The organism is Roseovarius atlanticus (assembly GCF_001441615.1).
In the GTDB taxonomy this organism is placed as follows: Bacteria; Pseudomonadota; Alphaproteobacteria; order Rhodobacterales; family Rhodobacteraceae; genus Roseovarius; species Roseovarius atlanticus.
In genome coordinates, this window is sequence record NZ_LAXJ01000020.1 from 18,581 (window position 1) to 44,375 (window position 25,795).

The following is a 25,795-nucleotide window of genomic DNA, read 5'->3' on the forward strand; positions in this document are numbered from 1 at the left end:
TTTCGGCCCCCCATGCTTACGTTCCCCCGTAACGCAATCACAGGACGCCCCATGACCGACCTCACCCCGCGCGAAATCGTCTCGGAACTCGACCGCTACATCATCGGCCAGAAGGACGCCAAGCGCGCCACCGCCGTCGCCCTGCGCAACCGCTGGCGCCGCAAGCAGCTCTCCGACGACCTGCGCGAAGAGGTCTATCCAAAGAACATCCTGATGATCGGCCCCACCGGCGTGGGCAAAACCGAAATCTCCCGCCGCCTGGCAAAACTCGCCCGCGCCCCCTTCATCAAGGTCGAGGCGACCAAGTTCACCGAGGTCGGCTATGTCGGCCGCGATGTCGAACAGATCATCCGCGACCTCGTCGACAGCGCCATCGCCCAGACCCGCGACTTCATGCGCGAAGACGTCAAATCCCGCGCCCACCAACAGGCCGAGGATCGCGTCATCACCGCCATCGCCGGCGAGGATGCCCGCGAGTCCACGCGCGAGATGTTTCGCAAGAAGCTCAAGGATGGCCTGCTCGACGACACCGAGATCGAGCTTGACGTCGCCGACACCTCCAACCCCCTCGGCATGATGGACATCCCCGGCCAGCCCGGCGGCGGCCAGATGGGCATGATGAACCTGGGCGACATCTTCGGCAAGGCTTTCGGCGGCCGCACCACCCGCAAGAAGATGACCGTCCGCGAAAGCTACGACATCCTGATTTCCGAGGAAGCCGACAAACTGCTGGACGACGAAACCGTCAACCGCACCGCCCTGGAAGCGGTCGAGCAGAACGGCATCGTCTTCCTCGATGAGATTGACAAGGTCTGTGCCCGGCAAGAGGCCCGTGGCGGCGACGTCTCGCGCGAGGGGGTGCAGCGCGACCTCCTGCCCCTGATCGAGGGCACGACCGTCTCGACCAAGCATGGCTCGGTCAAGACCGACCACATCCTCTTCATAGCAAGCGGCGCCTTCCACATCGCCAAGCCGTCAGACCTGCTACCCGAACTTCAGGGCCGCCTGCCCATCCGGGTCGAACTGCGCGCCCTGACCGAAGAAGATTTCGTGCGCATCCTGACCGAGACGGACAACGCCCTGACCCGCCAGTACTCCGCCCTCATGGGGACCGAGGAGGTGACCGTCGAATTCACCGAGGACGGCATCAAGGCCCTCGCCCGCATCGCGGCGGAGGTCAACCAGACCATCGAGAATATCGGCGCGCGCAGGCTCTATACCGTGATGGAACGCGTGTTCGAGGAACTCAGCTTCACCGCCCCCGACCGCGCGGGCGAGAAGGTGGTCGTGGACGAAGCCTTCGTGGACGCCAACCTGGGCGAGCTGATGAAGTCGACGGATTTGAGCAGGTATGTTTTGTAGGGGAAGTTTTATAGCGAACGGTCAAGTATCTGATCGCCCGTAACGTTAAAGCTGAGTGGTGTAATTTGACTCCGAAAGGTTAGTAATGGCGGAGTTGTCATGCAGCAATATCTTCCAACACCTTTTGCGCGATCTCTTGTGCTTTATCAAATTCGATGGACCATTCGTCACTATCAGTGATTGAAGCCCCTACGACTTCTTCTGGCCTAAACCGTTTTGATTGGCCATTTCGTGTCACGGCCTCTATGTGATCTTCATTGGCGTCATTTGCTTTCATTAACTCCAATATCTTGGCTTGCCATTCTTCATCATCATCGCGAACTGGCCATGAAGCCTCATCGAGCGGTTCGAAGCCAAGCGTTCGAAGCAAAGCTAGCACAAAGGTTGCACACGTTAGTCCCTTGCCGGCCGGAGCTTCCAGAAGTTCGCCGCTTGAGCGGTCAAACACCATCCCATTAGCATCGAAACCATATGGCACATTTGGTTCCGCATTTGCGACTGCATTGGCAAACGCAGCTACCACAAGCTGGTTTTCAAGCTCGAAACCAACAGGCGCGCAGCAGTAGTCCGGCCTCCATTCATCATCTCGTAAGTCGAAATGAAATGCCAAATGCAGCATACGAACTTCTCCATCATCGAGACGATAGAGTAGTCCGCAATGGTTCTGATCCCCACCTGCATTCTTGATCGCAACACCAAGATAGTGTGATTCCTCAAGCGATGAACCCGGGCCGTTGAGCACGGGCATTCTTCAAACGAGCCCCTTCAACAGTCGAGCGCTGTTTTTTTCACGCCTATCAAGTTCGGATTGCACCTCGGCAACAAATGTTTTCCAGTTGGCAATTTGCTCACGCACTGGAAAAGACGATCTTGCAAAAGCTAGCATAGTCTCATTGGACATTTGAGAAAGCTTCGCGCTGCCAAGGATTTTGGCTAGCAAGTCAAACTTACCTTTTTGGATAAGCTCGTTAATTCCTTGTACCGTATTGGTCAGGTTCTTTACGCTCGGCTTTTCAGATTCAACGGAGTTATATGCTGCAAACAACCAGCTCAGATCGGTAGCGTCCTCATTAGATTGAACATATCCTTCCGATGCGGAATTGGAAGTCACGACATGTCTAAGCATGCTCCTATCTGGCATGCCGGGAGTTCTATCAACTAAATGGAAACTGACGGCCTGCAACGCAGCTAAACAATGTTCAATTTGTTGCTTTAGGGCTTCATGGATCAGTTGGTTCGAGATGGTTGTGTAACCGGTCCGTGATGAACCATCGGAATACATTTCCCGCGGCACGGTTGTAGGATCCGAGTATTCTAATTGCATCTTCTGCTCCCTCCACTTGCTCTTCGAAAAAGAAATCTGAGTCCACTATGAACTGCGGCTTTTCTTCATTATTCACAAAGCTCAAGCCTGTACGAACAGCGACTTTTCCTTCATTTAGTTTAATAACTGTAGTTGTAGCTTGTTCAGTGACGTCGTTGATTGGGATGTCTTGGTCGGCCAGTAGACCTAGCGCTCGAGTACGCAATAGATTGGACCAAGTCTCATCCTTCAACCCCAACTCATCTCTGTCGATGATGTTAACGTATCTCAGCCCAATCCGTTTGAAGTGTACAACCTCGTAGTTAGAAAGTAGCGCTTTCATTGCTAAATTTAATACTGATTGGAATCGTTCCCACCGTACGTACTTGTAGGTCTTTATAGCCAAGAAGTCGCTGCAGAGTGAGACAGTGAATTCATCATCGGTTGTTGAAAAATCATAGATCAAACGGCGGGTTGTTGGCGTCGGATTCTGAGAGCCTTCAGAGAAAGACAACCTGAATTCTTCACGTGAATCCACGACCGGGAATTCCCTCCCAAGGGCAGACTGAAACTCCGCTGGAACTTGTCGGTCAAGCAAAAACAATCGCGGAAAGCGCAACTGGCATACGACTTCAGATAACGGATTCCGGTTGTATACAGCTCTAGGCTGTTCAGGGAATTCCATTGTTTTTCCTGCCTACCGACCAGTTTAAAATCAGGCGTTCGCCAATTTCATTACGATTCTCGCACATTGGTGAGTCCGCGTAAAGAAATCATCTACGTAAAGGTTTCAGGCAGCCAACCTTGAGACATTGTCTTACGCGTCCAGTCCCTTGATAGTCCGAATCTGCCAGCGGCATACAAGTCGGTTGTTTTGTTTGTTCCACCCAAACACTCTGCCCTCCCTCTTAATCCACCAGCCCAGAAAATCGCACCGTCGGCATACCACCCAAATACCGACGTGATACCGACGTCCTTTTGGGCCGATCCGGAAAATTAACGAATCAAATCGGCACCCCTTTGAATCCGCTTTTCTTCACCCGGGTTTCGGGCCACGAAGGGGGTCATGCGGCTCCTCGATTTTCTCCGTGACAACCTTCCCTTCCTGTCGGCGGGTATGCTGCTGACCTTCCTAAGTTCTTTTGGACAAACGTTTTTTATCTCGCTCTTCGCGGGCGAGATTCGGGCCGCATTCGATCTCAGCCACGGGCAATGGGGCGGGATCTATACGCTCGGCACCACCGCCTCCGCCCTCGTCATGGTCTGGGCCGGCGGCCTCACGGATTTTTTTCGCGTCCGCACCCTCGCCCCTATCATACTGATTTTACTGGCTTTTGCCTGCCTCTCCATGGCCTTCAATCCGGTCTGGTGGGGGTTGATCGCGGTTATTTTTGCCCTGCGTTTCACCGGCCAGGGCATGACCAGCCACCTCGCCGTCGTCGCCATGTCCCGCTGGTTCATCGCCACAAGGGGCAAAGCCCTGTCCATCGCCACCCTCGGCTTCGCCCTTGGCGAGGCGCTCTTACCCCTTGTTTTCGTTGCACTTCTGGCGGTCTACGACTGGCACATGCTCTGGGTCGCCGCTGCCCTCATCGCCCTTGTCGGCGTCCCCGTCATCCACCGCCTCCTCCGCCTCGAACGCACCCCCCAGATGCTGGCCGAAACCGACCAGTCCCTGGGCATGGAATCCCGCCACTGGACCCGCAATCAGGCCTTATTTCATTGGCTTTTCTGGTTCATGGTCCCGGCCCTTCTGGGCCCCGCAGCTTTCAACACAGCCTTCTTTTTCCACCAGGTCCACTTCGCCGAATTGAAGGGCATCCCCCACGTCCAACTGGTCGCCCTCTACCCGTTCTACACCTCCGTCGGCATCGTCGCGATGGTCCTGTCCGGCTGGGCCCTGGACCGCTTCGGCACCGCCAGGTTGATCCCGTTCTTCCAGCTTCCCATGGTCGCCGCCTTTGGGATTTTCGCCATATCCGACAATACCTTGACCCTGCTCGCAGGCCTGTTTTTCCTCGGCCTGACAACCGGCGCGAACACCACCTTGCCCAACGCCTTCTGGGCCGAATTCTACGGCACCGCCCGCCTTGGTTCGATCAAGGCGATGGCCGCCGCCGTCATGGTCTTCGGCTCCGCCATCGGCCCCGGCCTGACCGGAATGGGCATCGACTTGGGGCTGGGCCTTGAAAGCCAGTACCTGATCGTCGCGGGCTATTTCGTCGTCACCACGATCATGATGACCATCGGCATCACCCGCGCCAAACCCCTGCTACCGGTTGCGGCGTAGATACACGTAATACGCCCCGCCCCCCCCATGCCGCACATGCGCCTGGGTGATCTGCAAGACCAAACCCGACAGCGGCGCCATGCCCAGCCATTGCGGTACCGCGTGGCGAAGAACACCATTTCTGGTGGGTATCGGTCCGCCGGTATCGGTGTTCTTTCCCTTGCCGGTGATTACTAGAACCAGCCGCTTGCCCTGCGCCTGTGCTCGCAGGATGAACCCGGTCAGGGCGGGCTGTGCCTGTGCCAGTGTCATGCCGTGCAGGTCGATGCGGGCCTCGGGTTCGACCTTGCCGCGTTTCAGGCGCGTGTTGGTGCGCTTGTCCATTTGCAAGGGCTGCCGGGACAGGCGTTCGTGCAGGCCGGGCAAGGTATCATGCCTGTGGTCGGATGCCCGGGAGGTTTGGCCGATCTCAAACGGCGAAATCTCGGTTTTGGGCGTTTCGGGTTTTGATTTCGGCTTGGCTTGCAAGAGTTTGGGCGTGGTGGTGTCCCGCTTGGGATCGAGCCTTTCCGCCGTCTTTGCCACCTGCTGCCAGAGCTTCAGCTCTTCGGGCGTGATCCGCCTGCGGCTCAAAGGTTAGGCTCCGTCGCGGTGGCATAGGCGCGCTGGATCGGTAGAAGGACCACCATGCGACCCGGGTCGCGCAGGCGACCGGCCTTGCGACCCGCCTCATCTCCGGTGCCGATGAATATATCGGCCCGTTGCGCCCCCTTGATGGCAGAGCCTGTGTCCTGCGCGATCATCAGGCGGCGGATCGGACCCGCGCCCTCTTTCTCGATCCAGACCGGAGCGCCGAGCGGAACATACGCAGGATCTACAGCGATGGTGCGGCCCGCGGTAACGGAACGGTTCATCGCCCCGAGTGGACCCATGTGGGCGGGCACGGAGTCGATGCGCCGGAAGAAGACATAGGACGGGTTGTGCCAAAGCAGTTCTTGTCCGGCGGCGGGGTTGCGGCGCACCCAGTTCTTGATGACTTGCGCCGAAACCTGGTGCGCCTGGTAAATACCACGACGAACGAGTTCGGCTCCGACAGAGCGGTACTCGTGCCCGTTTGCGCCTCCATAGCCCACGCGGATCTTGCGGCCATCGGGCAGTGTCACGCGACCAGATCCCTGGATTTGAAGAAAGAACTTTTCAACCAGATCGTCGACCCAGACAATCTCGAGGCCGCGGCCCTGCATGGCGACACCCGCCTCGATCTCTCGGCGCGACAACCATGGGACGGCGCCTTGGGCCTCGGGCGGTTTTCGGTAGAGGGGGTAGCGATATCGGCCGCCCGGCGACAGGGAGCCGTTGAGCTCCGGCTCGAAATAGCCGGTAAAGAGAGCTTTTTTCCCGTCTTCGATCAGGACTGGACGAAAGAACAGCTGAAAGAAATCCTTGGCATCGGGTTTTTGCTGGGCCAGCGCGCAGAGGGCGCGCCAATCCGGATCATCAAGATCCGGACAGGTCAGGAGAAACGTGTCGAGCGCCTTCTCGTGATCATCTTCTTCCCAGCCTTTCAGGTCCTGAAAGTCGAGAACGGTATGTGTCACTTCCTCGGCGTGGACGGCGGTTGCGGCCGTCAGCACAAAGAGGAATGCCGCTGCCGCCCGTCCGATCATTCGTCCGTGGCAACAAGCCGCCAGTTGGGATCGTCGGACCCCATGACGCGTTCGAAGGTCCACACATCCTTCTGCTTCTTGGGTTTGCCGGGCTCGCCCTCGACAATCTCGCCGTTCTGGTCGCGCACGACCGAGATCAGTTCACCGATGAAGCGCACGGTGATCTCGGCTCTGTTGGTCGCGTTGTCGAACCGGGCGGCAGTCAAAGTCGTCTCGCGTACCCCGACGAATTCGGCCTCGATTGAAAGGCCTTGCTGGGCGCGAGACTCGACCACACCGGTGAACGCCTCAAATACATCGTCGCCAAGGAAGGGGCGCATCTCGTCCACCTGGCCACGCTCGAACGACATCAGGATCCATTCGTAGGCCTGTTTCGCACCTTGCAGAAATTCGCCCACGGCAAAGCTGCTTTCGGCACGTTTCATGTCGGCCAGCGCCTGAGCGTCGTCAGAGCCCTCGGGCACGTGGTCGGTGATGTCGTAATCCGGGCCACCGTCGATCACCTCGAAGTCCTGCCGACGCGACGGCGTCGGGGTCGACGGCGTAGGCTGCTTCGAAGGCTCGAACCCGTCGCGGGTGCCCAGGACGCTTTTCAGGCGTAGGATGAGAAAAATCGCTATGCCAGCGAGGACAAGCAATTGGAGTAGGGGCGAATTCATTCATACCTCTCAACGTGCCCAGGATGGAAACCTCCCGGTGTGGGTCTTATGTAGGGTGTTGATCCGGGCGAGTCCACCGTACCCGCCTTTAGAAACCAAGGAGGATCATGCTCATGTGGCTATTTCTAGCCTTTCTCGCAGTGCCGCTTATCGAGATCGCGCTGTTTATCCAGGTTGGCGGGCTTATCGGGCTGTGGCCGACACTGGGCATCGTGGTTCTGACGGCGATCCTCGGCACGTGGCTGGTGCGCACGCAAGGGGCCATGGCGATCGGCCGGCTGAGGTCGTCGTTCCAGAAGCTTGACGACCCGACCGAACCGCTGGCGCACGGGGCCATGATCCTGATTGCCGGTGCGCTGCTGCTGACACCGGGGTTCTTCACCGACGCGGTTGGCTTTTCGCTGCTCGCGCCGCCTATTCGAAAGTCTCTGTTCCAGTTCCTGCGCAAGCGGATCAAGGTACAGCGTTTCGAGATGGGCCCCGATGGGCCGCGCGACATGCGCAACGGCCCGGGGCCGCGTCAGCGCGACGACGTGATCGAAGGCCAGTACGAGGAAGTCGACCCGCCGAAGACGCCCACGCATGACAGCTCGGGCTGGACCCGGCACTGAGATGCGAGGCATTGAGGCGCGTTCGGCATCCTGCTAAGGCTTCGCGCGATGAATTTTTCCGCCAGGAGACTTTAGATGGCCGAACAGGATAACGGTGCCGCCAAGACGGACGCCCAAGCGACACAAACCGGACCGAAAATGAACGTGTTGACGCAGTTCATTCGGGACATGTCATTCGAGAACGCGCTGGCCCAACGAGGGTCTGGCGGCGAGGTTAACCCGGATGTGCAGGTCGCCGTAAACCTGGACGCCAAGAAACGTTCCGCCGAGCATCAGTTCGAGGTGATGGTCAAGCTGGTTATCACATCCAAGAACAAGGGCACCGAGGACACGCTTTTCCTGTTGGAGCTGGAATATGTCGGCGTCTTTCAGATCGAGAACGTGCCGGATGACCAGATGCATCCCTTCCTTCTGATTGAATGCCCGCGGATGATCTTTCCTTTCGTGCGCCGGATTGTCAGCGACGTCACGCGTGACGGAGGCTTCCCGCCGCTGAACCTTGAGACGATCGATTTCGTGCAGCTTTACCGCAACGAGATCATGCGCCGCCAAGCGGCTTCGGCAGACCAAAAGCCGACTCCGGACGCCTAAGTCAGCTGCTTCCAGAGCGCGCCGTCGCCCATGTGGTTCACGAATGCCTGATGCGCGGCGCGTTCTTCTTCGCTCAGACGAGGCGGCAAAGGTTCCGAGCGCGGGCCGGGATGCCAGTCGGTTTCGGCGCTGTCTTCCGTTGTTTCCGGGGAGTAGGCCCCGGCCAATCCGAAATCGGGCTGTCGGCCGCCGATCAGTTCCAGGTACACCTCGGCCAGGATCTCGGAGTCGAGCAGGGCCCCGTGCAGCGTACGGGAAGAATTGTCGATTCCGAAACGCCGGCACAACGCATCGAGCGAGGCGGGCGAACCCGGAAACTTGCGCCTTGCAATGTCGAGCGTGTCGATGGCTTGTTCCCACGGGATTTTCGCCATGTTGAGCCAACCAAGTTCGGCGTTCAGGAATTTCATGTCGAAGGCGGCATTGTGGATCACCAGCTTGGCGTCACCGATGAAATCGACGAAGCTTTGCGCGATCTTCTCGAAGACTGGCTTATCGCGCAGGAAGTCGTCGCCTAGGCCGTGCACCTCGAACGCTTCTTGCGGCATCGAGCGGCGTGGATTGATGTATTCGTGAAAGGTGCGGCCCGTCGGCATGTGGTTGTAAAGCTCAACGGCCCCGATCTCGACGATCCGGTCGCCCTGTTCGGGGTCAAAGCCGGTTGTTTCGGTGTCGAGCACGATTTCACGCATTGGTCCGCCTGCCTTGGATGTCTTTCAGCACATCCTGAACCTGTGCGCGGGCATGTTCAAGCGTATCGGTCACGATAACATAGTCGGCGCGGGCGCGTTTTTCTGCGTCCGGTAGCTGCTTGGAAAGGATTGCCTGAAATTGTTCTTCGGTCATGGTGCCGCGCTCCATCACGCGCGCCTTCTGTGTCTCGGGCGGAACGGTGACGCAAACGGTCGCGTCCATCAGCGCGTCCGCGCCGGTTTCGAACAGCAGAGGGATATCCAGAACCGTAATATCCGCTTCGGTTTCCGACAGATAAATCGCGCGATCTTCGGCAACGAGCGGATGCACGATGCTTTCGATCTTATTGAGCGCATCCGGATAATCGGCAATGAGCGATTTCAGGCGGTCGCGCGACACGGCATCGTCCACGATCGCCGACGGGAATGCATGGCCGATAGGTGCAACCGCGGCGCCACCTTGCGAATAAAGACGGTGCACCGCCGCGTCGGCGTCCCAAACTGCACAGCCGTTTTCAGCAAAGATCTTCGCGGTGGTGGACTTGCCCATCCCGATCGAGCCGGTCAGGCCCAGCTTGTACGTCATCGGAGCGCCGCTGCGCGCGTGGCACTGTCTACCTGAGGGCGTACCCCGAACCAGCGCTCAAACGCGGGCACCGCTTGGTGCAACAACATGCCTAGGCCATCGACTGTCTGACAGCCCATTTCCTCGGCTTCGGCCAGAAGGCGGGTCTTGAGCGGAGCATAGACAAGGTCGGTGACCAATGTGCCCTTGTGCAAACCGTCAAGTGGCACGCGCAGCGGCGGTTTGCCCATCATGCCCAGCGAGGTTGTGTTCACCACTGTCGCGGCGTCTTCCATCATGTTGCCGGCCTGAACCCAATCGACCACCACGATGCGCTTGCCGAATTCGGTTTTCAGCGCATCGGCGCGGACCCGGGTGCGGTTGGCAATCATTATTTCGGGCACCCCAACCTCGAGCAGGGCCGAGATGACCGCACGCGCCGCGCCGCCCGCACCCAACAGGGCGGCCGGACCAGCCTTGGGGTTCCAGTTGGGGGCGTTCTGCCGGAGATTCTGGATGAAACCCACCCCATCGGTATTGTCCGCATGGATCTTGCCATCCTTGCGGAAGATGAGAGTGTTGGCCGCACCGATCAGCGTGGCGCGATCGGTGATCAGGTCGGCGATCTCCAGCACTTTTTCCTTGTGCGGAACGGTGATGTTGACGCCGACGAAACCCATTTTCGGCAGTGTGCGTAGCACGTGTTCGAGATCGTCGGGTGCGACATCCATCGGAATGTAATAGCCGGGGATGCCGTGGGTCTTGAGCCAGTGGCTATGAATCTGCGGCGATTTCGAATGCGCGACCGGCGATCCGATCACGGCTGCCAGCGGTATCCTGTTCTCGCTCATGTCTCGATATCTCCGCGCAGGGCCAGGTATGACAGTAGTTCAAGAAGTGGCAGCCCCAGGACGTTAAAGTAATCTCCGTGTACCTGGCTGAACAGCCGAACGCCTTCTTCCTCCAGCTTGTATGCCCCGACCGCGTGCCGGATGCTATCCCAGTTGCGGGTGACGTAGCTTTGAAGGTAGGCGTCGGACACATCGCGCATCATCATGCGTACCACGCCCACGTGACGCCAGATAGCCTTGCCGTCTTCGCAGATCACCGCAGCAGACAGAAGTTCATGCCGTTTGCCGCGCATCTCGCGCAACTGCTCCAGCGCCTGTTGCGGTGTTTCGGGCTTCGACAGTATTCGGCGCTCGAAGCTGAGAACCTGATCGCAGCCTACGACCAGCGCGCCCAGGTTGCGGGCGCTTTGCTTGCTGGCCTTCAGCTCGGCCAGTGCATCAGCGATGTCGCGCGGCGAGGCGTCTTCGGCAATCATCGACTCGCGGACCGCATCTTCGTCGACACGTGCCGGAGAGACCTCGACGTCCAGCCCGGCATTTCGGAGCAGCGTGTTCCTTATGTCCGACCCCGAAGCCAGAATGATCCTGCGTGGCATGTGGATATCCCGTTGCATATCTCTAACGGGTTTTAGGGATAGATCGGCGAAGATTCCAACACTTCCGGATCTGGCGGGAAAAGCGCTCCATCCCATTCATTCTCACGCGTCTTTTGCACTTGGGGATATGGAAAACCCGCCATCGGGGAAAACGTCTTGCGGTCCAAATGAATGGTCGGTTCATCCACCGCTCGTTTTTCAGGAGGTCGCAAGGAATATGTCATAAATTCAAGTAATTATGCAAATCCGGAGTAAGCGATATCCAAACATTCAACATGGTTATCCACATTTGACCATTGCTTTGGATAAATCACGTATAATCCCGTAATCCCCAGCTTGGTCTTCCCCCTACAAAATCATCATCCTTTTTCTTTCTATATTTATTTATTAGGAGAAAGGCAGGGAGATACGGGGATAACATGACTGACCTTCTGGCCTCGCTTTATCCATGGACGAAATCGCTCCATATCATGGCTGTGATTGCCTGGATGGCGGGTCTTTTCTATCTCCCCCGTCTGTTCGTCTATCACGCCGAGCAATCCGAGCCTGGCGACAGTCGCGACGAAGTGTTTCAGATAATGGAGCGCAAGCTTTTGCGGGTGATCATGAACCCGTCCATGATCGTGACCTGGGGCGCCGGCCTGTTGCTGGTCGCCACGCCGGGGATTGTCGACTGGGGCGCCGTGTGGCCGTATTTCAAGCTCGCGGGCGTGCTGGGCATGACGTGGTTCCATCACTGGCTGGGACGGCAGCGCAAAGCGTTTGTGGACGGCACGGCGGCCTTGTCCGGCCGCCAGTACCGGATGATGAACGAGGTGCCGACGATCCTGATGGTGGTTATCGTCGTTTCCGTGGTCGTGAAGTTCTGAGATTGACTCGCGGCGTCACTGATCCTAGGTAGCGTAAAACGGCGCCCGTCCGGGTTTACCGTCTTCCACAAGAACATATCTGAACGACCGCGTCGCGCACGCGTCGATTTCGCAAGGACCTATCCATGTCTGACGAACGTCTGAACCTGTCCGATCTCAAGAAGCAATCCGCGAAGGATCTGCTTGCGATGGCTGAAGAGCTGGAGATCGAGAACGCCTCGACCATGCGAAAGGGGGAGATGATGTTCCAGATCCTCCGCGAACGCGCTGATGAAGGGTGGGTCGTCTATGGCGACGGCACGCTGGAGGTTCTGCAAGACGGATTCGGGTTTCTGCGGTCTTCGGAAGCGAACTATCTTCCGGGGCCGGACGATATCTATGTCTCGCCCGATACGATCCGAAAGCATTCGCTGCGGACCGGCGATACGATCGAAGGCGAGATCAAGGCGCCCGAGGAAAACGAGCGGTATTTCGTGCTGACGTCGGTGACGCAGATCAATTTTGCCGACCCGGAGAATGCCAAGCACAAAATCGCGTTCGACAACCTGACTCCGCTTTACCCCGATGAGCGGCTTCAGATGGAGATTGACGATCCGACCATCAAGGATAAATCCGCACGGGTGATCGACCTGGTGGCACCGATCGGCAAGGGGCAGCGGTCCCTGATCGTGGCGCCGCCGCGGACGGGCAAGACCGTGATCCTTCAGAACATCGCCAGCAGCATCGAGCGGAATCATCCCGAATGCTACCTGATCGTGCTGCTGATTGACGAGCGGCCCGAAGAGGTCACGGACATGCAGCGCTCGGTGAAGGGCGAGGTCATCAGCTCGACCTTTGACGAGCCGGCGGCACGGCACGTCGCCGTGGCGGAAATGGTGATCGAGAAAGCCAAGCGTTTGGTCGAACACAAACGAGATGTTGTTATCCTTCTCGACTCAATCACAAGACTTGGTAGGGCGTACAACACTGTCGTTCCGTCTTCAGGCAAGGTTCTGACCGGTGGTGTGGACGCCAACGCCCTGCAGCGCCCCAAACGGTTTTTCGGTGCGGCGCGAAACATCGAGGAAGGCGGTTCGCTGACGATCATCTCCACGGCGCTGATCGATACCGGCAGCCGGATGGACGAAGTGATCTTTGAAGAGTTCAAGGGCACAGGCAACTCTGAGCTGGTTCTGGATCGCAAGATTGCCGACAAGCGCGTGTTCCCGGCCATAGACATCCTCAAGTCCGGCACACGGAAAGAGGATCTGCTGATCGACAAGGTCGATTTGCAGAAGACCTATGTGCTGCGCAGGATCCTCAATCCGATGGGAACCACGGATGCTATCGAGTTCCTGCTTGGCAAGTTGAAACAAACCAAAACGAACTCGGATTTCTTCGATTCCATGAACACGTAATGTGATCGTCTGTCGGAAACACCATGGACACCATCTTTGCCCTGTCGACGGCGCCTGGGAAAGCAGGCGTCGCCATCATCCGCGTTTCCGGCGCCGATGCATTCGCAGGTGTGGAAGAGCTGGTGGGCGACCTTCCATCGCCCCGACGGGCCGCCTTGCGCACGGTTCGCGCAACAAGCGGGGAGGCGATCGACACAAGCTTGATGCTGGTTTTCGACGAAGGCCAAAGCTTCACGGGTGAGCCGACAGTCGAGTTTCAATGTCATGGATCGACTGCTGTCGTGTCTGCGATCCTCGAAGCGCTTGGGCGACAGCAAGGGTTTCGACCTGCCGAGCCAGGTGAGTTTACGCGGCGCGCGCTTGAGAATGAGAGGCTGGATCTTGCCCAGGTCGAAGGCCTTGCAGACCTGATCGACGCTGAAACCGAAGCGCAGCGGCGCCAAGCACAACGCGTCTTGTCTGGTGAACTGGGAGAGCGCGCGGAACGTTGGCGTAGCAAACTGATCCGGGCCGCCGCGCTGCTTGAGGCGACGATTGATTTCGCGGACGAAGAGGTTCCCGAGGATGTTTCGCCGGAAGTCTCGGACCTTTTGTCAGATGTTCGCAATGAACTGACAGTCGAGATTGCGGGGGTTCAGACAGCAGAGCGTCTTCGTCATGGGTTCGAAGTAGCAATTGTCGGTGCGCCGAATATCGGAAAGTCCACATTGTTGAACGCCTTGGCCGGGCGTGACGCCGCGATCACTTCCGAGGTTGCTGGCACCACGCGGGACGTAATCGAGGTGCGCATGGACTTGCATGGTCTTCCGGTCACGCTATTGGATACCGCGGGACTAAGAGAAACCAAGGATGTCGTGGAATCGATTGGCGTAGCGAGGGCCAGGGCCCGTGCGGAGGAGGCGGATCTTCGGGTGTTTCTTGTTGCACCGGGAGAGACGCCGGATCTCTTGCCGCAGGAAGACGATTTGGTCCTTGTGGGAAAAGCGGACCTTCATGGATTCCCGGACAAGGGCATATCCGGCGCGACCGGCCATGGCGTCGCTGATTTGATTCAGCGCATCACGAGCACATTTTCTGAAAGAACTGCTCATGCTGGCGTGGCTACACGGCTGCGCCATAAGCAATCCATGGAGGCTGGTGCCATCTACCTCGATAACGCCATGACCATACTCGCCGGGTCGGAAGGCGCGCCGGATCTGAGCGCGGAAGAGCTGCGAAGTGCTGTGCGTGCTCTTGATTCTCTGGTAGGCCGGGTAGATATCGAGAATATCTTGGATGAGATTTTCGCCAGCTTCTGTCTTGGTAAATAGCGGAGTGTTTCACGTGAAACATTTTGACGTCATCGTAATCGGCGGCGGACATGCCGGCACAGACGCAGCACATGCCGCAGCCCGGATGGGCGCACGGACGGCATTGGTTACCTTGACGAAGGCGTCGATAGGCGTCATGTCATGCAATCCAGCGATTGGTGGTCTTGGGAAAGGTCACCTTGTTCGCGAGATTGATGCGCTGGACGGGGTGATGGGACGTGTCGCGGATAAGGCAGGTATCCAGTTTCGTTTGCTGAACCGAAAAAAAGGTCCCGCTGTGCAGGGGCCCAGAACGCAAGCAGACCGAAAGATTTATCGCGAGGTGATGCAGGCCGAAATCGCGGCTCAGCCGAACCTGTCCGTTATTGAAGGCGAAGCTGCTGATTTTCTGCTTCAAGGCGATGCTGTGAGTGGGGTCTTGCTGGCGGACGGAAGCGAAATTCACGCGCGTGCAGTCGTACTGACGACGGGAACCTTCCTGCGCGGCGTTATCCATATTGGCGACATTTCGCGTCCTGGCGGGCGCATGGGCGATAAGCCGTCTGTACGGCTCGCCGAAAGGATTGACGGATTCGGATTGCCTTTGGGCCGTCTGAAAACCGGGACCCCGCCTAGGCTAGACGGTCGAACGATCGCGTGGGACTGTCTGGAGATGCAGCCGGCGGATGCCGATCCAGTACTGTTCTCGTTTCTGTCGGCGGGACCCTCTGCGCGTCAGGTGTCGTGTGGAATCACCCATACCAACGAAAAAACCCACAGTATTATCCGAGATAATCTCGAGCGTTCGGCCATGTACGGGGGTTATATAGACGGAATCGGACCCCGCTATTGCCCCTCGATTGAGGACAAGATCGTGCGGTTTGCCGATAAGACCTCGCACCAGATCTTTTTGGAGCCTGAAAGTCTTTCCGACAGCGTAATATACCCAAACGGCATTTCCACGTCCTTGCCCGAAGACATCCAGCGTGATTACGTGACTTCGATAAAGGGGCTTGAGAATGCCGCGATCATTCAGCCTGGTTACGCAATTGAATATGACTACGTGGATCCGCGCGCGCTGGACATGACGCTGGCCGTTCGCTCGGTCCCCGGATTGTTTCTTGCCGGTCAGATCAATGGAACAACGGGCTATGAAGAGGCGGCGGCGCAGGGTGTCGTCGCGGGTTTGAACGCAGCACTTGCGGCGCTTGGGCGTGACCCGATCTTTTTCGGCCGTGCCGACAGTTATATCGGTGTCATGATCGATGACCTGACGACGCGCGGCGTTACAGAGCCCTACAGGATGTTCACGTCGCGCGCCGAGTTCAGGCTGTCATTGCGGGCGGACAACGCAGATCAGCGTCTGACGCCGATAGGGCTGGACATTGGGTGCGTCGGAGCGCGCCGTCGGTCTGCCTTTGAGGACAAGATGGGCCGGTTGGAGACCGGTAAGGCAAGAGTGAAAGCTGTGACCTACACGCCAAAGCAACTAAACGATGCTGGCATCAAGGTGAATGAAGATGGCACCAAGCGGGATGGGCTTGCAATGCTTGCGTATCCTGACTTTGACTTTGACGATTTGCTTTCGCTAAACCCAGAATTTTCCGACATTGATACGGAAACGCGCCGCCAGCTTGAGCGAGATTCGCTTTATGCAAATTACATTGCTCGCCAGGAACGGGACGTTGCGTTGATGAAAAACGACGAGAAACACGCCATACCGAGTGATTTTGATTTTGATGCGATTGACGGGTTGTCCAACGAGTTGAAAAGTAAGTTGAGCGCTGCGCGACCAGGGAATTTGTCGCAGGCCTCTCGGATAGATGGAATGACGCCCGCGGCGTTGACAACAATCCTCGCAAGGTTGCGGCAAAAGGTGCGGTCGAAATCCGCATGACAAAGATCGGTGAATTGAGTGTTTCACGTGAAACAATTGACAAGCTTGAGCACTACGCCGATGCCCTCAGAAAGTGGAACCCAAAGATCAACTTGGTCTCAAAATCCACGATCGACGACTTGTGGGCTCGTCATTTTGTGGATTCAGCGCAAGTCTGGCAATTTGCCAACGAGCAGGGGGATGTCTGGGCGGATCTAGGCTCGGGAGGGGGGTTTCCCGGCCTCGTTGTCGCAATTATAGCCGCGGAACTGCGGGAAGACCTAAGTTTAACGCTGGTCGAATCCGATCAGCGCAAATCGGCATTCCTGCGCAGCGTGGCGCGCGAAACATCTACTGCGGTGACCATCATTTCGCGACGAATCGAAGAACTGCCGACGTTGCAGGCCGATGTCATTTCGGCCCGCGCCGTGGCGGACTTGGACACGTTGCTTTCATTGTCGCACCGTCATTTGGCGCCGCAGGGCTTGATGCTGTTTCCCAAGGGAGAAAATTGGCGGAAGGAGCTGACCGAGGCGCAATCGAAGTGGCGTTTCGATTACGAGGTTGCTAAAAGTAAAACGAACGAAAAATCCGTCATTCTACGCATCTCAGGAGTATGCCGTGCTTGATCTCGCGCGCTCTGCCGGACCCAAAATCATTGCAATCGCAAACCAGAAAGGCGGCGTCGGCAAAACGACCACGACGATCAACCTTGCTGCGGCGCTTGCGGAGGATGCATTCAAGGTGCTGATTGTCGACCTTGACCCGCAGGGGAATGCGTCTACCGGGTTGGGTATCGAGGCGAATGAGCGGGAATACACAACGTATGAGCTGCTGCTTGAGGAAATCGAGCTGGACAAGGTTATCCAGGAAACCGGACAAGCCAACCTCAGTATTGTTCCGGCTACCGTGGACCTTAGCTCGGCGGATATGGAGCTGATTTCGAATGAGAAGCGCAGCTTTTTGTTGCACGATGCCTTGCGGCAGCCTGCGATGGACGGGTTCGGATTCGATTTCATCCTGATCGACTGTCCTCCATCGCTCAACCTGCTGACCGTGAACGCAATGGTTGCTGCGCATTCCGTATTGGTGCCGCTTCAGTCGGAGTTCTTTGCGCTGGAAGGCTTGTCACAGCTCATGCTGACAGTTCGGGAAGTGCGGCAATCCGCAAACAAGGATCTTCGGATCGAGGGCGTCGTATTGACCATGTATGACGGCCGGAACAACCTGTCGTCCCAAGTGGAGCAGGATGCGCGGGACAATCTTGGGCCTTTGGTGTTCCAAACAAAGATTCCTCGGAATGTAAGGGTCAGCGAAGCGCCATCTTATGCCGTGCCGGTTCTGTCATATGATCCCGGCTCCAAGGGGGCCGAAGCCTATCGTGCCTTGGCACGAGAGCTGGTGACAAACAACAAACGGCAGGCGGCGTAAGGAGAGCGGGATGTCGGACAAAAAATCTAAGCGGGGACTTGGGCGCGGATTGTCGGCGTTGATGTCGGATGTCGCCGAGGCGCAGGACGCACCGGAGGATACCGGCAAACCGGCGGATAAATCGGTTCCGATCGAGAAGATCGAGCCGAACCCGGATCAGCCGCGGCGGGACTTTGATGAAAGTGCCTTGCAAGACCTGGCTTCGTCCATCTCCGCGAAAGGGATCATTCAACCTCTGATCGTTCGTCCGAATCCGCGAAAGAGCGGCGCATTCGAAATCGTCGCGGGCGAGCGCAGGTGGCGGGCGGCGCAGCTGGCCAAGCTGCACCAGGTGCCGGTGATTGTACGGGAGTTCGATGACACCGAGGTCTTGGAAGTTGCCATCATCGAGAATATCCAGCGTGCAGACCTGAACCCGGTTGAAGAGGCCGCCGGGTACAGTCAGCTGATGGAACGGTTCGGACATACCCAAGAAAAGCTCGCCCAGGCGCTCGGCAAGAGTCGCAGCTATATTGCCAACCTTGTTCGTCTGCTGGGACTGCCCGAGGATGTGCTGGCGTACTTGCGTGACGGCCGGTTGAGCGCAGGCCACGCGCGGGCGTTGATTACCTCAGACGACCCGTCCGCGCTTGCCAGCCAAGTTGTGAAAAAGGGTCTGTCTGTTCGAGAGACCGAGAAGCTCGTAAAGAAAGATGGTGGTAATATCTTCTCGGACGAAGGTGCGCCCAAAAAGAAATCAGGGGCGGAAAAGGATGCCGATACCAAAGCGCTGGAAGGCGACTTGGCGGCGAACCTTGGGATGAAAGTTGCCCTGAACCACAAGCCGGGCCAAGAAAACGGCAGCATGACGATCTCCTACGAAAGCCTGGATCAGCTCGACGACCTGTGTCGAAAGCTGACCGGAAGTTAATCTTCCAATAGCTCCGCAATCACGCGATTGAGGATAAGACGGCCGCCGGAGGTTGCTGACACGCGACCATTTCGGACCTGCAACAGGCCGAGTCGAGACAGATCCTCTAGTTTCGATTGGGAAAGCGGTTTGCGGGCGAGAGCCGCATGTCGGTTCAGATCAACGCCTTCAGTGAGCCGCAAGCCCATCAAGAGGTGCTCTGGTACTTGATCAGTATATTTCAATTTATCAAATATTTTCAGTGACTTATCGCTTTCAGCAAGTGACAGCCACTGTTCCGGATCCGACCACGCCTCGGTTTCATACCGGATCCCGTTCATCGTGATCCTGCCATGAGCGCCGGGTCCGAGCCCGATGTAGTCGCCATAGCGCCAGTAAACCAGGTTGTGGCGGGACTCGGCGCCGGGTCTGGCGTGATTTGAAACTTCGTAAGGATTGAAGCCAGCAGCGCCGCACAGCTCTTGCGTCAGTTCGTACATGTCCGCAGCCAGATCCTCGGATGGCAGGCCGCGCAAACCTCCCTTGGCACGCCTTTGGGAAAAGATGGTGCCCGGCTCGATCGTAAGCTGGTAGAGCGACAGGTGATCCACGGCCAGTGCCAGCGCCTCGGAAAGTTCCTGGCGCCAGTCGGCCAAGGTCTGGTCTTGGCGAGCATAGATCAAGTCGAAACTGACGCGGGTAAAGTGCGCACGTGCAATCTCGAAAGCTCTGATTGCCTCGGCCACGGTGTGGATGCGCCCGAGACGGCGCAGGTCGTCGTCCCGCAAGGATTGCACACCGAGAGACACTCTATTCACGCCGGCCTGGGCAAACCCGGCAAAACGCTCTGCTTCGACAGAGCCCGGATTGGCCTCAAGCGAGATTTCGATATCATTCGCGGGTGTCCAGATCTGGCAGGCGCGTTCGATGATCGCGCTCACAACCTCGGGTTTCATCAGGCTGGGTGTGCCGCCGCCGAAAAAGATCGAGTTTAAAACACGGCCCGGAAGACGTTCGGCGTAACGATCCAAATCGCGCAAATAGGCTCTGAGCCAGCGAGATTGATCGACTTCTGCACGGACGTGACTGTTGAAATCGCAGTACGGGCATTTCGCCTCGCAGAACGGCCAATGCACGTATAGGCCAAAGCCCCCGGCCTGCCAGTCCTCAGTCAAAGCAGCCGGTCACAAGCTTGCTGAACGCAACTGCGCGGTGGCTGATCCGGTTCTTTTCCGATCCATCCATTTCGCCAAAGGTTACGTCATATCCGTTCGGCAGAAACATGGGGTCGTAGCCGTGGCCCTGCATCCCCCGCATCGGCCATACGACCTGACCTTCGACGGTGCCTGCGAACAATTCGTCATGGCCGTCGGGCCAGGCGAGGACAAGCGTGCAGCAAAAGCGTGCTGTCCAAGGCGGTTTCACCCCGGAGTCCAAGACGCGATCGTGTGCCTTGGTCATGGCAATGATAAAATCGCGACCAGTCTCTGTTTCGGCCCAATCCGCCGTGTATACACCCGGAGCGCCATCCAGTGCATCGATCTCGATACCGCTGTCGTCGGACAAGGCGGGAAGGCCGGTTGCACGGGCGGCGGCATGAGCCTTGATCCGTGCGTTGCCGACAAAGGTCGTCTCGGTTTCCTTGGGTTCGTCCAGCTTCATTTCCGCCGCACCCACGACATTTATGTCGTAGGGCTTGAGCAATGTGGCGATCTCTTCGAGTTTGCCGGCGTTGTGGGTGGCCACCAGAAGCGTGTCGCCCGTGAATTTACGCATTCGTCGCGGCCTTTTGCAGTGCGACAAGCTCTCCCACGCCTTTTTCGGCCAGATCCATAAGGCTTTCCATCTGTGTCCGGCTGAACGTGGCGCCTTCTGCGCTCATCTGAACTTCGATCAGTTTGCTTGTGCCCGTCATGATGAAATTGCCATCGACACCGGCGTCGCTGTCCTCGGGGTAGTCGAGATCAAGCACCGGTTGGCCGGCGTAGATGCCACAGCTGACGGCGGCCACGGGATCGACGAGCGGGTCGCTGACCACGTCGCCGGTTTTCAGCAGCTTATTGACGGCAAGGCGCAGGGCAACCCAGCCGCCCGTGATGGACGCACAGCGCGTGCCGCCGTCGGCCTGGATCACGTCGCAGTCGACGGTGATCTGACGCTCGCCCAGAGCAACGCGGTCGACCCCGGCTCGCAGACTGCGACCGATGAGGCGTTGGATTTCGACCGTGCGCCCACCCTGTTTGCCGGCAGACGCCTCGCGCCGCATCCGGGAGGTGGTCGAGCGGGGCAGCATACCGTACTCCGCCGTAACCCAGCCAAGGCCAGAGCCCTTGATGAACGGTGGCACGCGATCTTCGATCGTTGCGGTACACAGGACGTGTGTGTCGCCGATGCGGATCATGCAGGATCCTTCGGCATGTTTGGTCACGCCCGTTTCGATTGAAACCGCGCGCATTTCACTTAAGTCTCTTCCCGAAGGACGCATACCAGATCTCCTTAACTGCCTGTTCGGGATACAGGCGACCGAAACCTGATAGCAACCCCGATTGACCTTTTCGGCAGGCCGTTTTTAATGGCACTCCACGAGGCGACAGAAATGCAAATGGAAAACGCGCGACAGATCCTCGAAGAGATGAACGACCGCTCGCGGGAAGTGTTTCGTCGGGTGGTCGAAGGATACCTCGCCACGGGTGATCCGGTTGGGTCGCGGACCTTGACGCGGGACATGAGTGAAAAGGTCTCGGCCGCGACGATCCGCAACGTAATGCAGGATCTGGAGTATCTCGGACTGCTTGACAGCCCCCACGTGTCTGCCGGACGTGTGCCGACGCAGCAAGGGCTGCGGATGTTCGTCGACGGGCTGCTGGAGGTCAGCGATCTTGAGCTCAACGACCGCGAGAAGATCGACGCGACGCTCGGTTCCAATTCCGACGATGTCAGCCTGGCGCTTGACCGCATCGGTTCGGCCTTGTCTGGTGTGACGCAAGGTGCATCGCTTGTGCTGGCGCCCAAGCGGGAAGCGCCGATAAAACATATCGAGTTTGTCGCGCTGGGCCACGATCGAGCGCTGGTGGTGCTGGTTTTCGGGGACGGGCATGTCGAGAACCGGATATTTCATCCGCCGCCGGGCCAGACCCCAAGCTCCATGCGGGAGGCGGCAAATTTTCTTAACTCCCTGATCGAGGGCAAGACACTGTCCGACGTGCAGACGGACATCGCCAAGGAGATCACTGCGCGCCGCCGGGAAATCGATGGGCTTGCGCATCAGCTGGTCGAGAGCGGTCTGGCCGTTTGGGAAGACGAGGCGGACAGTTATGAGCGGCTTATCGTGCGGGGCCGCGCGAATCTGATCAATTCGGAGGTCGATCAGGAGGACCTCGACAGGATCAAAACCCTGTTCGACGACCTTGAACGCAAGCGGGACATCGCTGAGTTCCTGGAATTGACCGATCAGGGCGAAGGTGTGCGCATTTTTATCGGGTCGGAGAACAAACTTTTCTCACTTTCGGGTTCCTCTTTGGTGGTGTCTCCATATATGAACGCTGATCGTAAGATCGTTGGCGCGGTCGGTGTGATTGGACCCACCCGCCTGAACTATGGACGCATTGTTCCAATCGTGGATTACACCGCGCAGCTTGTCGGAAAGCTGATCGCGGACCGAAAGTAGGGGATGAGCATGGCACAGTCGAAGGAAGACCCGTTTTTGGACGACGTGGAGCAGGCCGAAGAGGAAGAGCAGGCCGCAATGACGGAAGAGGACGCTCCGGAAAGCGTTGAGGACCAGATCGAATCGCTGCGCGCCGAGCGTGACGCTTTCCAAGACAAGTTCATGCGGGCCCTTGCCGATGCCGAGAATGCGCGCAAGCGAGCGCAGAGAGAGCGGACAGAGGCCGAGAATTACGGCGGCTCGAAGCTGGCGCGGGATGTCCTGCCGGTCTACGACAACCTGAAGCGCGCGGTCGAAACCGTGACCGACGAACAGCGAAAGGAAGCCGCAGCCTTAATCGAAGGTGTCGAGCTGACGATGCGCGAGCTGGTCAACGTGTTTTCCAAGCACGGGATTCAGGTGATCGACCCTCAGGTCGGCGACAAGTTCGATCCGAAACAGCACGAAGCGATGTTCGAGGCCCCCGTACCCGGCACCAAGGTGGGTGAGATCATCCAGGTTTCGGCACAGGGTTTCATGCTGTACGATCGCATTCTGCGCCCGGCGCAGGTGGGTGTTTCGTCGTTCACCGGCTGACGCCCTCAGGGATCACGCGACAGATCTTTCAACTCGTACAGCAGATCCAAAGCTTCTTTCGGGCTAAGGTGATCGGGGTGAATTTCCTTTAGGCGCGCTTCGACCGCCGAGTTTTTCGAGACCGGTTGGGGCGCGGGCTGTGGAGACGCGGAGAAAAGCGGAAGATCATCGATCAAGGCAGCGCGTTTGGTGCCGCCTTCGCGCTCGCCCTTTTCCAAGGCATCCAGAACCACGCGGGCGCGCTCGACCACTGCGGCAGGCAAACCGGCCAGTTTCGCCACCTGCACGCCATAGCTGCGATCCGCCGCGCCGCGCCGGACTTCGTGCATGAAGATCACGTCGCCGTCGTGTTCCTTTACCGCCACGGTCGCATTATCGACCCGGTCCAGCCTGTCGCTGAGCCGCGTCAATTCGTGGTAATGCGTGGCAAACAGGGCGCGGCAGCGATTGGTTTCATGAAGGTGCTCTAGCGTGGCCCACGCGATGCTGAGTCCGTCATAGGTGGCTGTGCCTCGCCCGATCTCATCCAGAATGACAAGAGCCTTGTCGTCGGCCTGGTTCAGGATCGCGGCGGTTTCCACCATTTCGACCATGAAAGTGGACCGGCCGCGGGCGAGATCGTCCGAGGCGCCAACGCGGCTGAACAATTGGCTGACAAGGCCGATATGCGCCCGTGTTGCCGGTACGTAACTGCCCATTTGGGCCAGAACCGCGACAAGCGCGTTCTGGCGCAAAAAGGTGGATTTACCGGCCATGTTCGGCCCGGTCAGAAGCCAGATGTCGCTGTTATCACCAAGCGAGCAGTCATTCGCGATGAAAGGTGCCCTGTTCTGGGACCGGAGGGCGGTTTCCACGACGGGGTGACGGCCTGCTTCGATGTCGAGCGCGCGGCTGTCGTCGACCTTGGGGCGGCACCAGTTTTCAGCCCGCGCAAGATCGGCAAGACCGGCGGCAAGATCGAATTCGGCCAGCGAGCGCGCGGCCTGGGACACTTCGGCTGATCTGTCCAGGATGGCGCGTTTCAGCGTGTCATAGAGCCGCTTTTCAATCTCCAGTGCGCGACCACCGGCGTTCAGGATACGGGTTTCCATCTCACTGAGGGGAACGGTGGTGAACCGAACCTGATTGGCGGTGGTCTGGCGGTGCTTGAAGGTCTCATTGAGCGGCTCGGACAGCATCTTTTCGGCATGGGTGGCAGTGACCTCGACAAAATAGCCCAGCACGTTGTTGTGCTTGACCTTGAGGCTTTGGATGCCGGTCAGTTTTGCATAATCCGCCTGCATCCCGGCGATGACGCTGCGGCCTTCGTCGCGCAATTTGCGCGCTTCGTCCAATTCGGCATCGTAGCCGTCGGCGATGAATCCTCCGTCGCGGGCAAGCAAGGGCGGCTCGGCGATCAGCGCTTCGTCGAGAAGGTCGAGCAATTCATCGTGGCCGGTCAGCGCCGACGAGACCTCTTGTAAGGGTGTCGGCAGATCCTGACCCGCAAGCATGCGCGCCACCTCGGCGCTCTGCGCGAGGCCGTTGCGGATGGCGGCGAGGTCGCGGGGCCCGCCCCGGTCAAGCCCGAGGCGCGACAGGGCCCGATCAAGGTCGGGGACCTTGCGCAGGGTTTCGCGCAAGTCCTGAGAGAAGCGTGCATTCTGAACCATGAAGTCCACGCAATCGAGACGGTCCTGCACCACGTTCAAAACGCGACTTGGGCTGGAAATGCGCCGTTCGAGCAAACGACCACCGCCAGCCGTCACGGTACGGTCGATGCAGGACAGAAGCGAGCCGGCCCGCCCGCCCGTCAGCGATTGGGTCATTTCCAGGTTCCGGCGGGTGGCGGCGTCGATCTGCATGACGCGCGCCTCGTTTTCGCGCACGGGTTTTTGCAGCAGCGGCAGTTTGCCTTTCTGGGTAATTTCCAGGTACTCGACAATCGCGCCCATCGCGGCGACCTCGGCGCGCTCGAACTGGCCGAACGACTCGAGCGTGTTGACGTCGAATAGCGAACAAAGCCGCTTTTCGGCGCCCGCGCTGTCGAATGCGGAGCGGCCAAGCGGGGTGATCGAGATACCATGTTCCTCGGCGATGTCGCGGATGGTAGCCTCGTCCCCATCGGCCACGATCAGTTCGCTGGGTGCCAGGCGTGCGAGTTCGGGCGAAAGGCGCGGGCCGGCCAGCGGCATGACGTGAAACGCGCCGGTCGAGATATCGACCCAGGCCAATGCTGAGCTTTCGCGTATCTTCGCAAATGCCGTCAGGAAATTGTGGCGGCGCGCCTCGAGCAGGCTTTCCTCGGTCAGTGTTCCGGGCGTCACCAGGCGCACCACGTCTCGTTTGACCACCGATTTCGAGCCGCGCTTCTTGGCTTCGGCGGGGTCTTCCATCTGCTCGCAGACGGCGACGCGAAACCCTTTGCGGATGAGGGTCAGAAGGTAGCCTTCGGCGGAATGCACGGGGACGCCGCACATCGCGATATCCTCGCCCAGATGCTTGCCGCGCTTGGTCAGCGCGATATCCAGCGCCTCGGCGGCGGCAACGGCGTCTTCGAAAAACAGCTCGTAGAAATCACCCATACGGTAGAACAGAAGCGCGTTCTGGTACTGCGCTTTCAGGTCCAGGTATTGCGCCATCATCGGCGTCACGGCTGTTGTCGTGGATGTCACACTGCCCCCCATAGGCTTTG

The 25,795-nt window shown here is 58.4% G+C and carries 27 protein-coding genes; 13 read left to right on the forward strand and 14 right to left on the reverse strand.

The genetic code is table 11. From position 1 onward, the window contains the following. Positions 1-51 precede the first annotated feature (51 nt). Positions 52-1,362, forward strand: a complete 1,311-nt coding sequence (gene hslU, locus XM53_RS16600; RefSeq protein WP_057795343.1) for an ATP-dependent protease ATPase subunit HslU — start codon at positions 52-54, stop codon at positions 1,360-1,362. 97 nt (positions 1,363-1,459) lie between these two features. On the opposite strand, the gene XM53_RS23120 is transcribed toward hslU, so the two are convergent. Genes XM53_RS23120 through XM53_RS22595 form a run of 3 tightly spaced genes read right to left on the reverse strand, consistent with a single transcriptional unit; the run spans position 1,460 to position 3,350 of the window. Continuing rightward, a complete protein-coding gene (locus XM53_RS23120; protein WP_144435578.1) occupies positions 1,460-2,110 on the reverse strand; it encodes a hypothetical protein in 651 nt (216 codons plus the stop codon). 3 nt (positions 2,111-2,113) lie between these two features. Beyond that, on the reverse strand, positions 2,114-2,686 hold the full coding sequence (locus XM53_RS23125; RefSeq protein ID WP_144435579.1) for a hypothetical protein: 573 nt from the start codon (positions 2,684-2,686) through the stop codon (positions 2,114-2,116). Continuing rightward, on the reverse strand, positions 2,583-3,350 hold the full coding sequence (locus XM53_RS22595) for a TIGR04255 family protein (RefSeq protein WP_082631067.1): 768 nt from the start codon (positions 3,348-3,350) through the stop codon (positions 2,583-2,585). Before XM53_RS22595 ends, XM53_RS23125 begins: the two co-directional genes overlap by 104 nt. Positions 3,351-3,731: 381 nt before the next feature. Between XM53_RS22595 and XM53_RS16605 the strand changes: the two genes are divergently transcribed. Further along, positions 3,732-4,955 (forward strand): MFS transporter, encoded by a 1,224-nt coding sequence (locus XM53_RS16605; RefSeq protein ID WP_057795344.1) that lies wholly within the window; start codon positions 3,732-3,734, stop codon positions 4,953-4,955. Here XM53_RS16605 and XM53_RS16610 read toward each other — a convergent pair. Genes XM53_RS16610 through XM53_RS16620 form a run of 3 tightly spaced genes read right to left on the reverse strand, consistent with a single transcriptional unit; the run spans position 4,938 to position 7,221 of the window. After that, on the reverse strand, positions 4,938-5,528 hold the full coding sequence (locus tag XM53_RS16610) for a Smr/MutS family protein (protein ID WP_057795346.1): 591 nt from the start codon (positions 5,526-5,528) through the stop codon (positions 4,938-4,940). The two genes, XM53_RS16605 and XM53_RS16610, sit on opposite strands and share 18 nt — an antisense overlap. Continuing rightward, positions 5,525-6,562 carry a murein transglycosylase A gene (gene mltA, locus XM53_RS16615; RefSeq protein WP_057795347.1) on the reverse strand — a complete coding sequence of 346 codons (1,038 nt, stop codon included), beginning with the start codon at positions 6,560-6,562 and terminating at the stop codon, positions 5,525-5,527. The genes XM53_RS16610 and mltA overlap by 4 nt, the downstream gene beginning before the upstream one ends. Next, complete coding sequence (locus XM53_RS16620) at positions 6,559-7,221, reverse strand: Tim44/TimA family putative adaptor protein (protein WP_057795348.1); 663 nt, start codon at positions 7,219-7,221, stop codon at positions 6,559-6,561. Before XM53_RS16620 ends, mltA begins: the two co-directional genes overlap by 4 nt. A 113-nt stretch (positions 7,222-7,334) precedes the next feature. On the opposite strand from XM53_RS16620, the gene XM53_RS16625 reads away from it, so the two are divergent. Together XM53_RS16625 and secB are read left to right on the forward strand one after the other, a co-directional pair. Further along, the gene (locus tag XM53_RS16625) at positions 7,335-7,832 is read left to right on the forward strand and encodes an FxsA family protein (protein WP_057795349.1); all 498 of its coding nucleotides are present in this window, start codon (positions 7,335-7,337) and stop codon (positions 7,830-7,832) included. 75 nt (positions 7,833-7,907) lie between these two features. Continuing rightward, a complete protein-coding gene (gene secB, locus XM53_RS16630) occupies positions 7,908-8,423 on the forward strand; it encodes a protein-export chaperone SecB (protein WP_057795350.1) in 516 nt (171 codons plus the stop codon). Here secB and dnaQ read toward each other — a convergent pair. Genes dnaQ through XM53_RS16650 form a run of 4 tightly spaced genes read right to left on the reverse strand, consistent with a single transcriptional unit; the run spans position 8,420 to position 11,127 of the window. Next, the gene (gene dnaQ, locus XM53_RS16635; protein WP_057795351.1) at positions 8,420-9,115 is read right to left on the reverse strand and encodes a DNA polymerase III subunit epsilon; all 696 of its coding nucleotides are present in this window, start codon (positions 9,113-9,115) and stop codon (positions 8,420-8,422) included. The two genes, secB and dnaQ, sit on opposite strands and share 4 nt — an antisense overlap. Then, positions 9,108-9,701, reverse strand: coding sequence for a dephospho-CoA kinase (gene coaE, locus XM53_RS16640; protein WP_057795353.1), 594 nt, complete (start codon positions 9,699-9,701; stop codon positions 9,108-9,110). The genes dnaQ and coaE overlap by 8 nt, the downstream gene beginning before the upstream one ends. Then, entirely contained in the window at positions 9,698-10,531 is an 834-nt protein-coding gene (locus tag XM53_RS16645; protein WP_057795354.1) for a shikimate dehydrogenase, read from the reverse strand. Before XM53_RS16645 ends, coaE begins: the two co-directional genes overlap by 4 nt. Further along, a complete protein-coding gene (locus tag XM53_RS16650) occupies positions 10,528-11,127 on the reverse strand; it encodes a Maf family protein (protein ID WP_057795356.1) in 600 nt (199 codons plus the stop codon). The genes XM53_RS16645 and XM53_RS16650 overlap by 4 nt, the downstream gene beginning before the upstream one ends. 419 nt (positions 11,128-11,546) lie before the next feature. On the opposite strand from XM53_RS16650, the gene hemJ reads away from it, so the two are divergent. The 7 genes from hemJ (at position 11,547) to XM53_RS16685 (ending at position 18,899) form a co-directional block, all read left to right on the forward strand. Further along, the gene (gene hemJ, locus XM53_RS16655; RefSeq protein WP_057795358.1) at positions 11,547-11,996 is read left to right on the forward strand and encodes a protoporphyrinogen oxidase HemJ; all 450 of its coding nucleotides are present in this window, start codon (positions 11,547-11,549) and stop codon (positions 11,994-11,996) included. 125 nt (positions 11,997-12,121) lie between these two features. Then, entirely contained in the window at positions 12,122-13,393 is a 1,272-nt protein-coding gene (gene rho / locus XM53_RS16660) for a transcription termination factor Rho (protein WP_057795360.1), read from the forward strand. A gap of 23 nt (positions 13,394-13,416) precedes the next feature. Continuing rightward, positions 13,417-14,703, forward strand: a complete 1,287-nt coding sequence (mnmE, locus tag XM53_RS16665; RefSeq protein WP_057795362.1) for a tRNA uridine-5-carboxymethylaminomethyl(34) synthesis GTPase MnmE — start codon at positions 13,417-13,419, stop codon at positions 14,701-14,703. Between the two features lie 13 nt (positions 14,704-14,716). Continuing rightward, complete coding sequence (mnmG, locus tag XM53_RS16670) at positions 14,717-16,579, forward strand: tRNA uridine-5-carboxymethylaminomethyl(34) synthesis enzyme MnmG (RefSeq protein ID WP_057795364.1); 1,863 nt, start codon at positions 14,717-14,719, stop codon at positions 16,577-16,579. Beyond that, entirely contained in the window at positions 16,576-17,187 is a 612-nt protein-coding gene (gene rsmG, locus XM53_RS16675; protein WP_057795367.1) for a 16S rRNA (guanine(527)-N(7))-methyltransferase RsmG, read from the forward strand. Before mnmG ends, rsmG begins: the two co-directional genes overlap by 4 nt. Further along, the gene (locus tag XM53_RS16680; RefSeq protein ID WP_057795369.1) at positions 17,180-17,989 is read left to right on the forward strand and encodes a ParA family protein; all 810 of its coding nucleotides are present in this window, start codon (positions 17,180-17,182) and stop codon (positions 17,987-17,989) included. The genes rsmG and XM53_RS16680 overlap by 8 nt, the downstream gene beginning before the upstream one ends. 10 nt (positions 17,990-17,999) lie before the next feature. Next, the gene (locus XM53_RS16685) at positions 18,000-18,899 is read left to right on the forward strand and encodes a ParB/RepB/Spo0J family partition protein (RefSeq protein ID WP_057795371.1); all 900 of its coding nucleotides are present in this window, start codon (positions 18,000-18,002) and stop codon (positions 18,897-18,899) included. Here XM53_RS16685 and hemW read toward each other — a convergent pair. Genes hemW through rph form a run of 3 tightly spaced genes read right to left on the reverse strand, consistent with a single transcriptional unit; the run spans position 18,896 to position 21,363 of the window. Then, complete coding sequence (gene hemW, locus XM53_RS16690) at positions 18,896-20,053, reverse strand: radical SAM family heme chaperone HemW (protein WP_057795373.1); 1,158 nt, start codon at positions 20,051-20,053, stop codon at positions 18,896-18,898. The genes XM53_RS16685 and hemW overlap by 4 nt on opposite strands. Beyond that, complete coding sequence (gene rdgB / locus XM53_RS16695; protein ID WP_057795375.1) at positions 20,046-20,654, reverse strand: RdgB/HAM1 family non-canonical purine NTP pyrophosphatase; 609 nt, start codon at positions 20,652-20,654, stop codon at positions 20,046-20,048. The genes hemW and rdgB overlap by 8 nt, the downstream gene beginning before the upstream one ends. Next, the gene (gene rph, locus XM53_RS16700; RefSeq protein WP_057795377.1) at positions 20,647-21,363 is read right to left on the reverse strand and encodes a ribonuclease PH; all 717 of its coding nucleotides are present in this window, start codon (positions 21,361-21,363) and stop codon (positions 20,647-20,649) included. The genes rdgB and rph overlap by 8 nt, the downstream gene beginning before the upstream one ends. Positions 21,364-21,480: 117 nt before the next feature. On the opposite strand from rph, the gene hrcA reads away from it, so the two are divergent. Further along, a complete protein-coding gene (hrcA, locus tag XM53_RS16705; RefSeq protein WP_057795379.1) occupies positions 21,481-22,545 on the forward strand; it encodes a heat-inducible transcriptional repressor HrcA in 1,065 nt (354 codons plus the stop codon). 9 nt (positions 22,546-22,554) lie between these two features. Beyond that, the gene (locus tag XM53_RS16710) at positions 22,555-23,121 is read left to right on the forward strand and encodes a nucleotide exchange factor GrpE (protein ID WP_057795624.1); all 567 of its coding nucleotides are present in this window, start codon (positions 22,555-22,557) and stop codon (positions 23,119-23,121) included. A gap of 5 nt (positions 23,122-23,126) precedes the next feature. Here the strand turns inward: XM53_RS16710 and mutS are convergent, their stop codons facing one another. Then, on the reverse strand, positions 23,127-25,745 hold the full coding sequence (gene mutS / locus XM53_RS16715; RefSeq protein WP_057795381.1) for a DNA mismatch repair protein MutS: 2,619 nt from the start codon (positions 25,743-25,745) through the stop codon (positions 23,127-23,129). Positions 25,746-25,795 lie beyond the last annotated feature (50 nt).

Bases quoted from the DNA above. Each gene is read 5' to 3' on its own strand.
- hslU (WP_057795343.1), top strand. From the start codon at position 52: ATGACCGACCTCACCCCGCGCGAAATCGTCTCGGAACTCGACCGCTAC.
- XM53_RS23120 (WP_144435578.1), bottom strand. From the start codon at position 2,110: ATGCCCGTGCTCAACGGCCCGGGTTCATCGCTTGAGGAATCACACTAT.
- XM53_RS23125 (WP_144435579.1), bottom strand. From the start codon at position 2,686: ATGCAATTAGAATACTCGGATCCTACAACCGTGCCGCGGGAAATGTAT.
- XM53_RS22595 (WP_082631067.1), bottom strand. From the start codon at position 3,350: ATGGAATTCCCTGAACAGCCTAGAGCTGTATACAACCGGAATCCGTTA.
- XM53_RS16605 (WP_057795344.1), top strand. From the start codon at position 3,732: ATGCGGCTCCTCGATTTTCTCCGTGACAACCTTCCCTTCCTGTCGGCG.
- mltA (WP_057795347.1), bottom strand. From the start codon at position 6,562: ATGATCGGACGGGCGGCAGCGGCATTCCTCTTTGTGCTGACGGCCGCA.
- XM53_RS16620 (WP_057795348.1), bottom strand. From the start codon at position 7,221: ATGAATTCGCCCCTACTCCAATTGCTTGTCCTCGCTGGCATAGCGATT.
- XM53_RS16625 (WP_057795349.1), top strand. From the start codon at position 7,335: ATGTGGCTATTTCTAGCCTTTCTCGCAGTGCCGCTTATCGAGATCGCG.
- secB (WP_057795350.1), top strand. From the start codon at position 7,908: ATGGCCGAACAGGATAACGGTGCCGCCAAGACGGACGCCCAAGCGACA.
- dnaQ (WP_057795351.1), bottom strand. From the start codon at position 9,115: ATGCGTGAAATCGTGCTCGACACCGAAACAACCGGCTTTGACCCCGAA.
- coaE (WP_057795353.1), bottom strand. From the start codon at position 9,701: ATGACGTACAAGCTGGGCCTGACCGGCTCGATCGGGATGGGCAAGTCC.
- XM53_RS16645 (WP_057795354.1), bottom strand. From the start codon at position 10,531: ATGAGCGAGAACAGGATACCGCTGGCAGCCGTGATCGGATCGCCGGTC.
- XM53_RS16650 (WP_057795356.1), bottom strand. From the start codon at position 11,127: ATGCCACGCAGGATCATTCTGGCTTCGGGGTCGGACATAAGGAACACG.
- hemJ (WP_057795358.1), top strand. From the start codon at position 11,547: ATGACTGACCTTCTGGCCTCGCTTTATCCATGGACGAAATCGCTCCAT.
- rho (WP_057795360.1), top strand. From the start codon at position 12,122: ATGTCTGACGAACGTCTGAACCTGTCCGATCTCAAGAAGCAATCCGCG.
- mnmE (WP_057795362.1), top strand. From the start codon at position 13,417: ATGGACACCATCTTTGCCCTGTCGACGGCGCCTGGGAAAGCAGGCGTC.
- rsmG (WP_057795367.1), top strand. From the start codon at position 16,576: ATGACAAAGATCGGTGAATTGAGTGTTTCACGTGAAACAATTGACAAG.
- XM53_RS16685 (WP_057795371.1), top strand. From the start codon at position 18,000: ATGTCGGACAAAAAATCTAAGCGGGGACTTGGGCGCGGATTGTCGGCG.
- rdgB (WP_057795375.1), bottom strand. From the start codon at position 20,654: ATGCGTAAATTCACGGGCGACACGCTTCTGGTGGCCACCCACAACGCC.
- rph (WP_057795377.1), bottom strand. From the start codon at position 21,363: ATGCGTCCTTCGGGAAGAGACTTAAGTGAAATGCGCGCGGTTTCAATC.
- hrcA (WP_057795379.1), top strand. From the start codon at position 21,481: ATGGAAAACGCGCGACAGATCCTCGAAGAGATGAACGACCGCTCGCGG.
- XM53_RS16710 (WP_057795624.1), top strand. From the start codon at position 22,555: ATGGCACAGTCGAAGGAAGACCCGTTTTTGGACGACGTGGAGCAGGCC.
- mutS (WP_057795381.1), bottom strand. From the start codon at position 25,745: ATGATGGCGCAATACCTGGACCTGAAAGCGCAGTACCAGAACGCGCTT.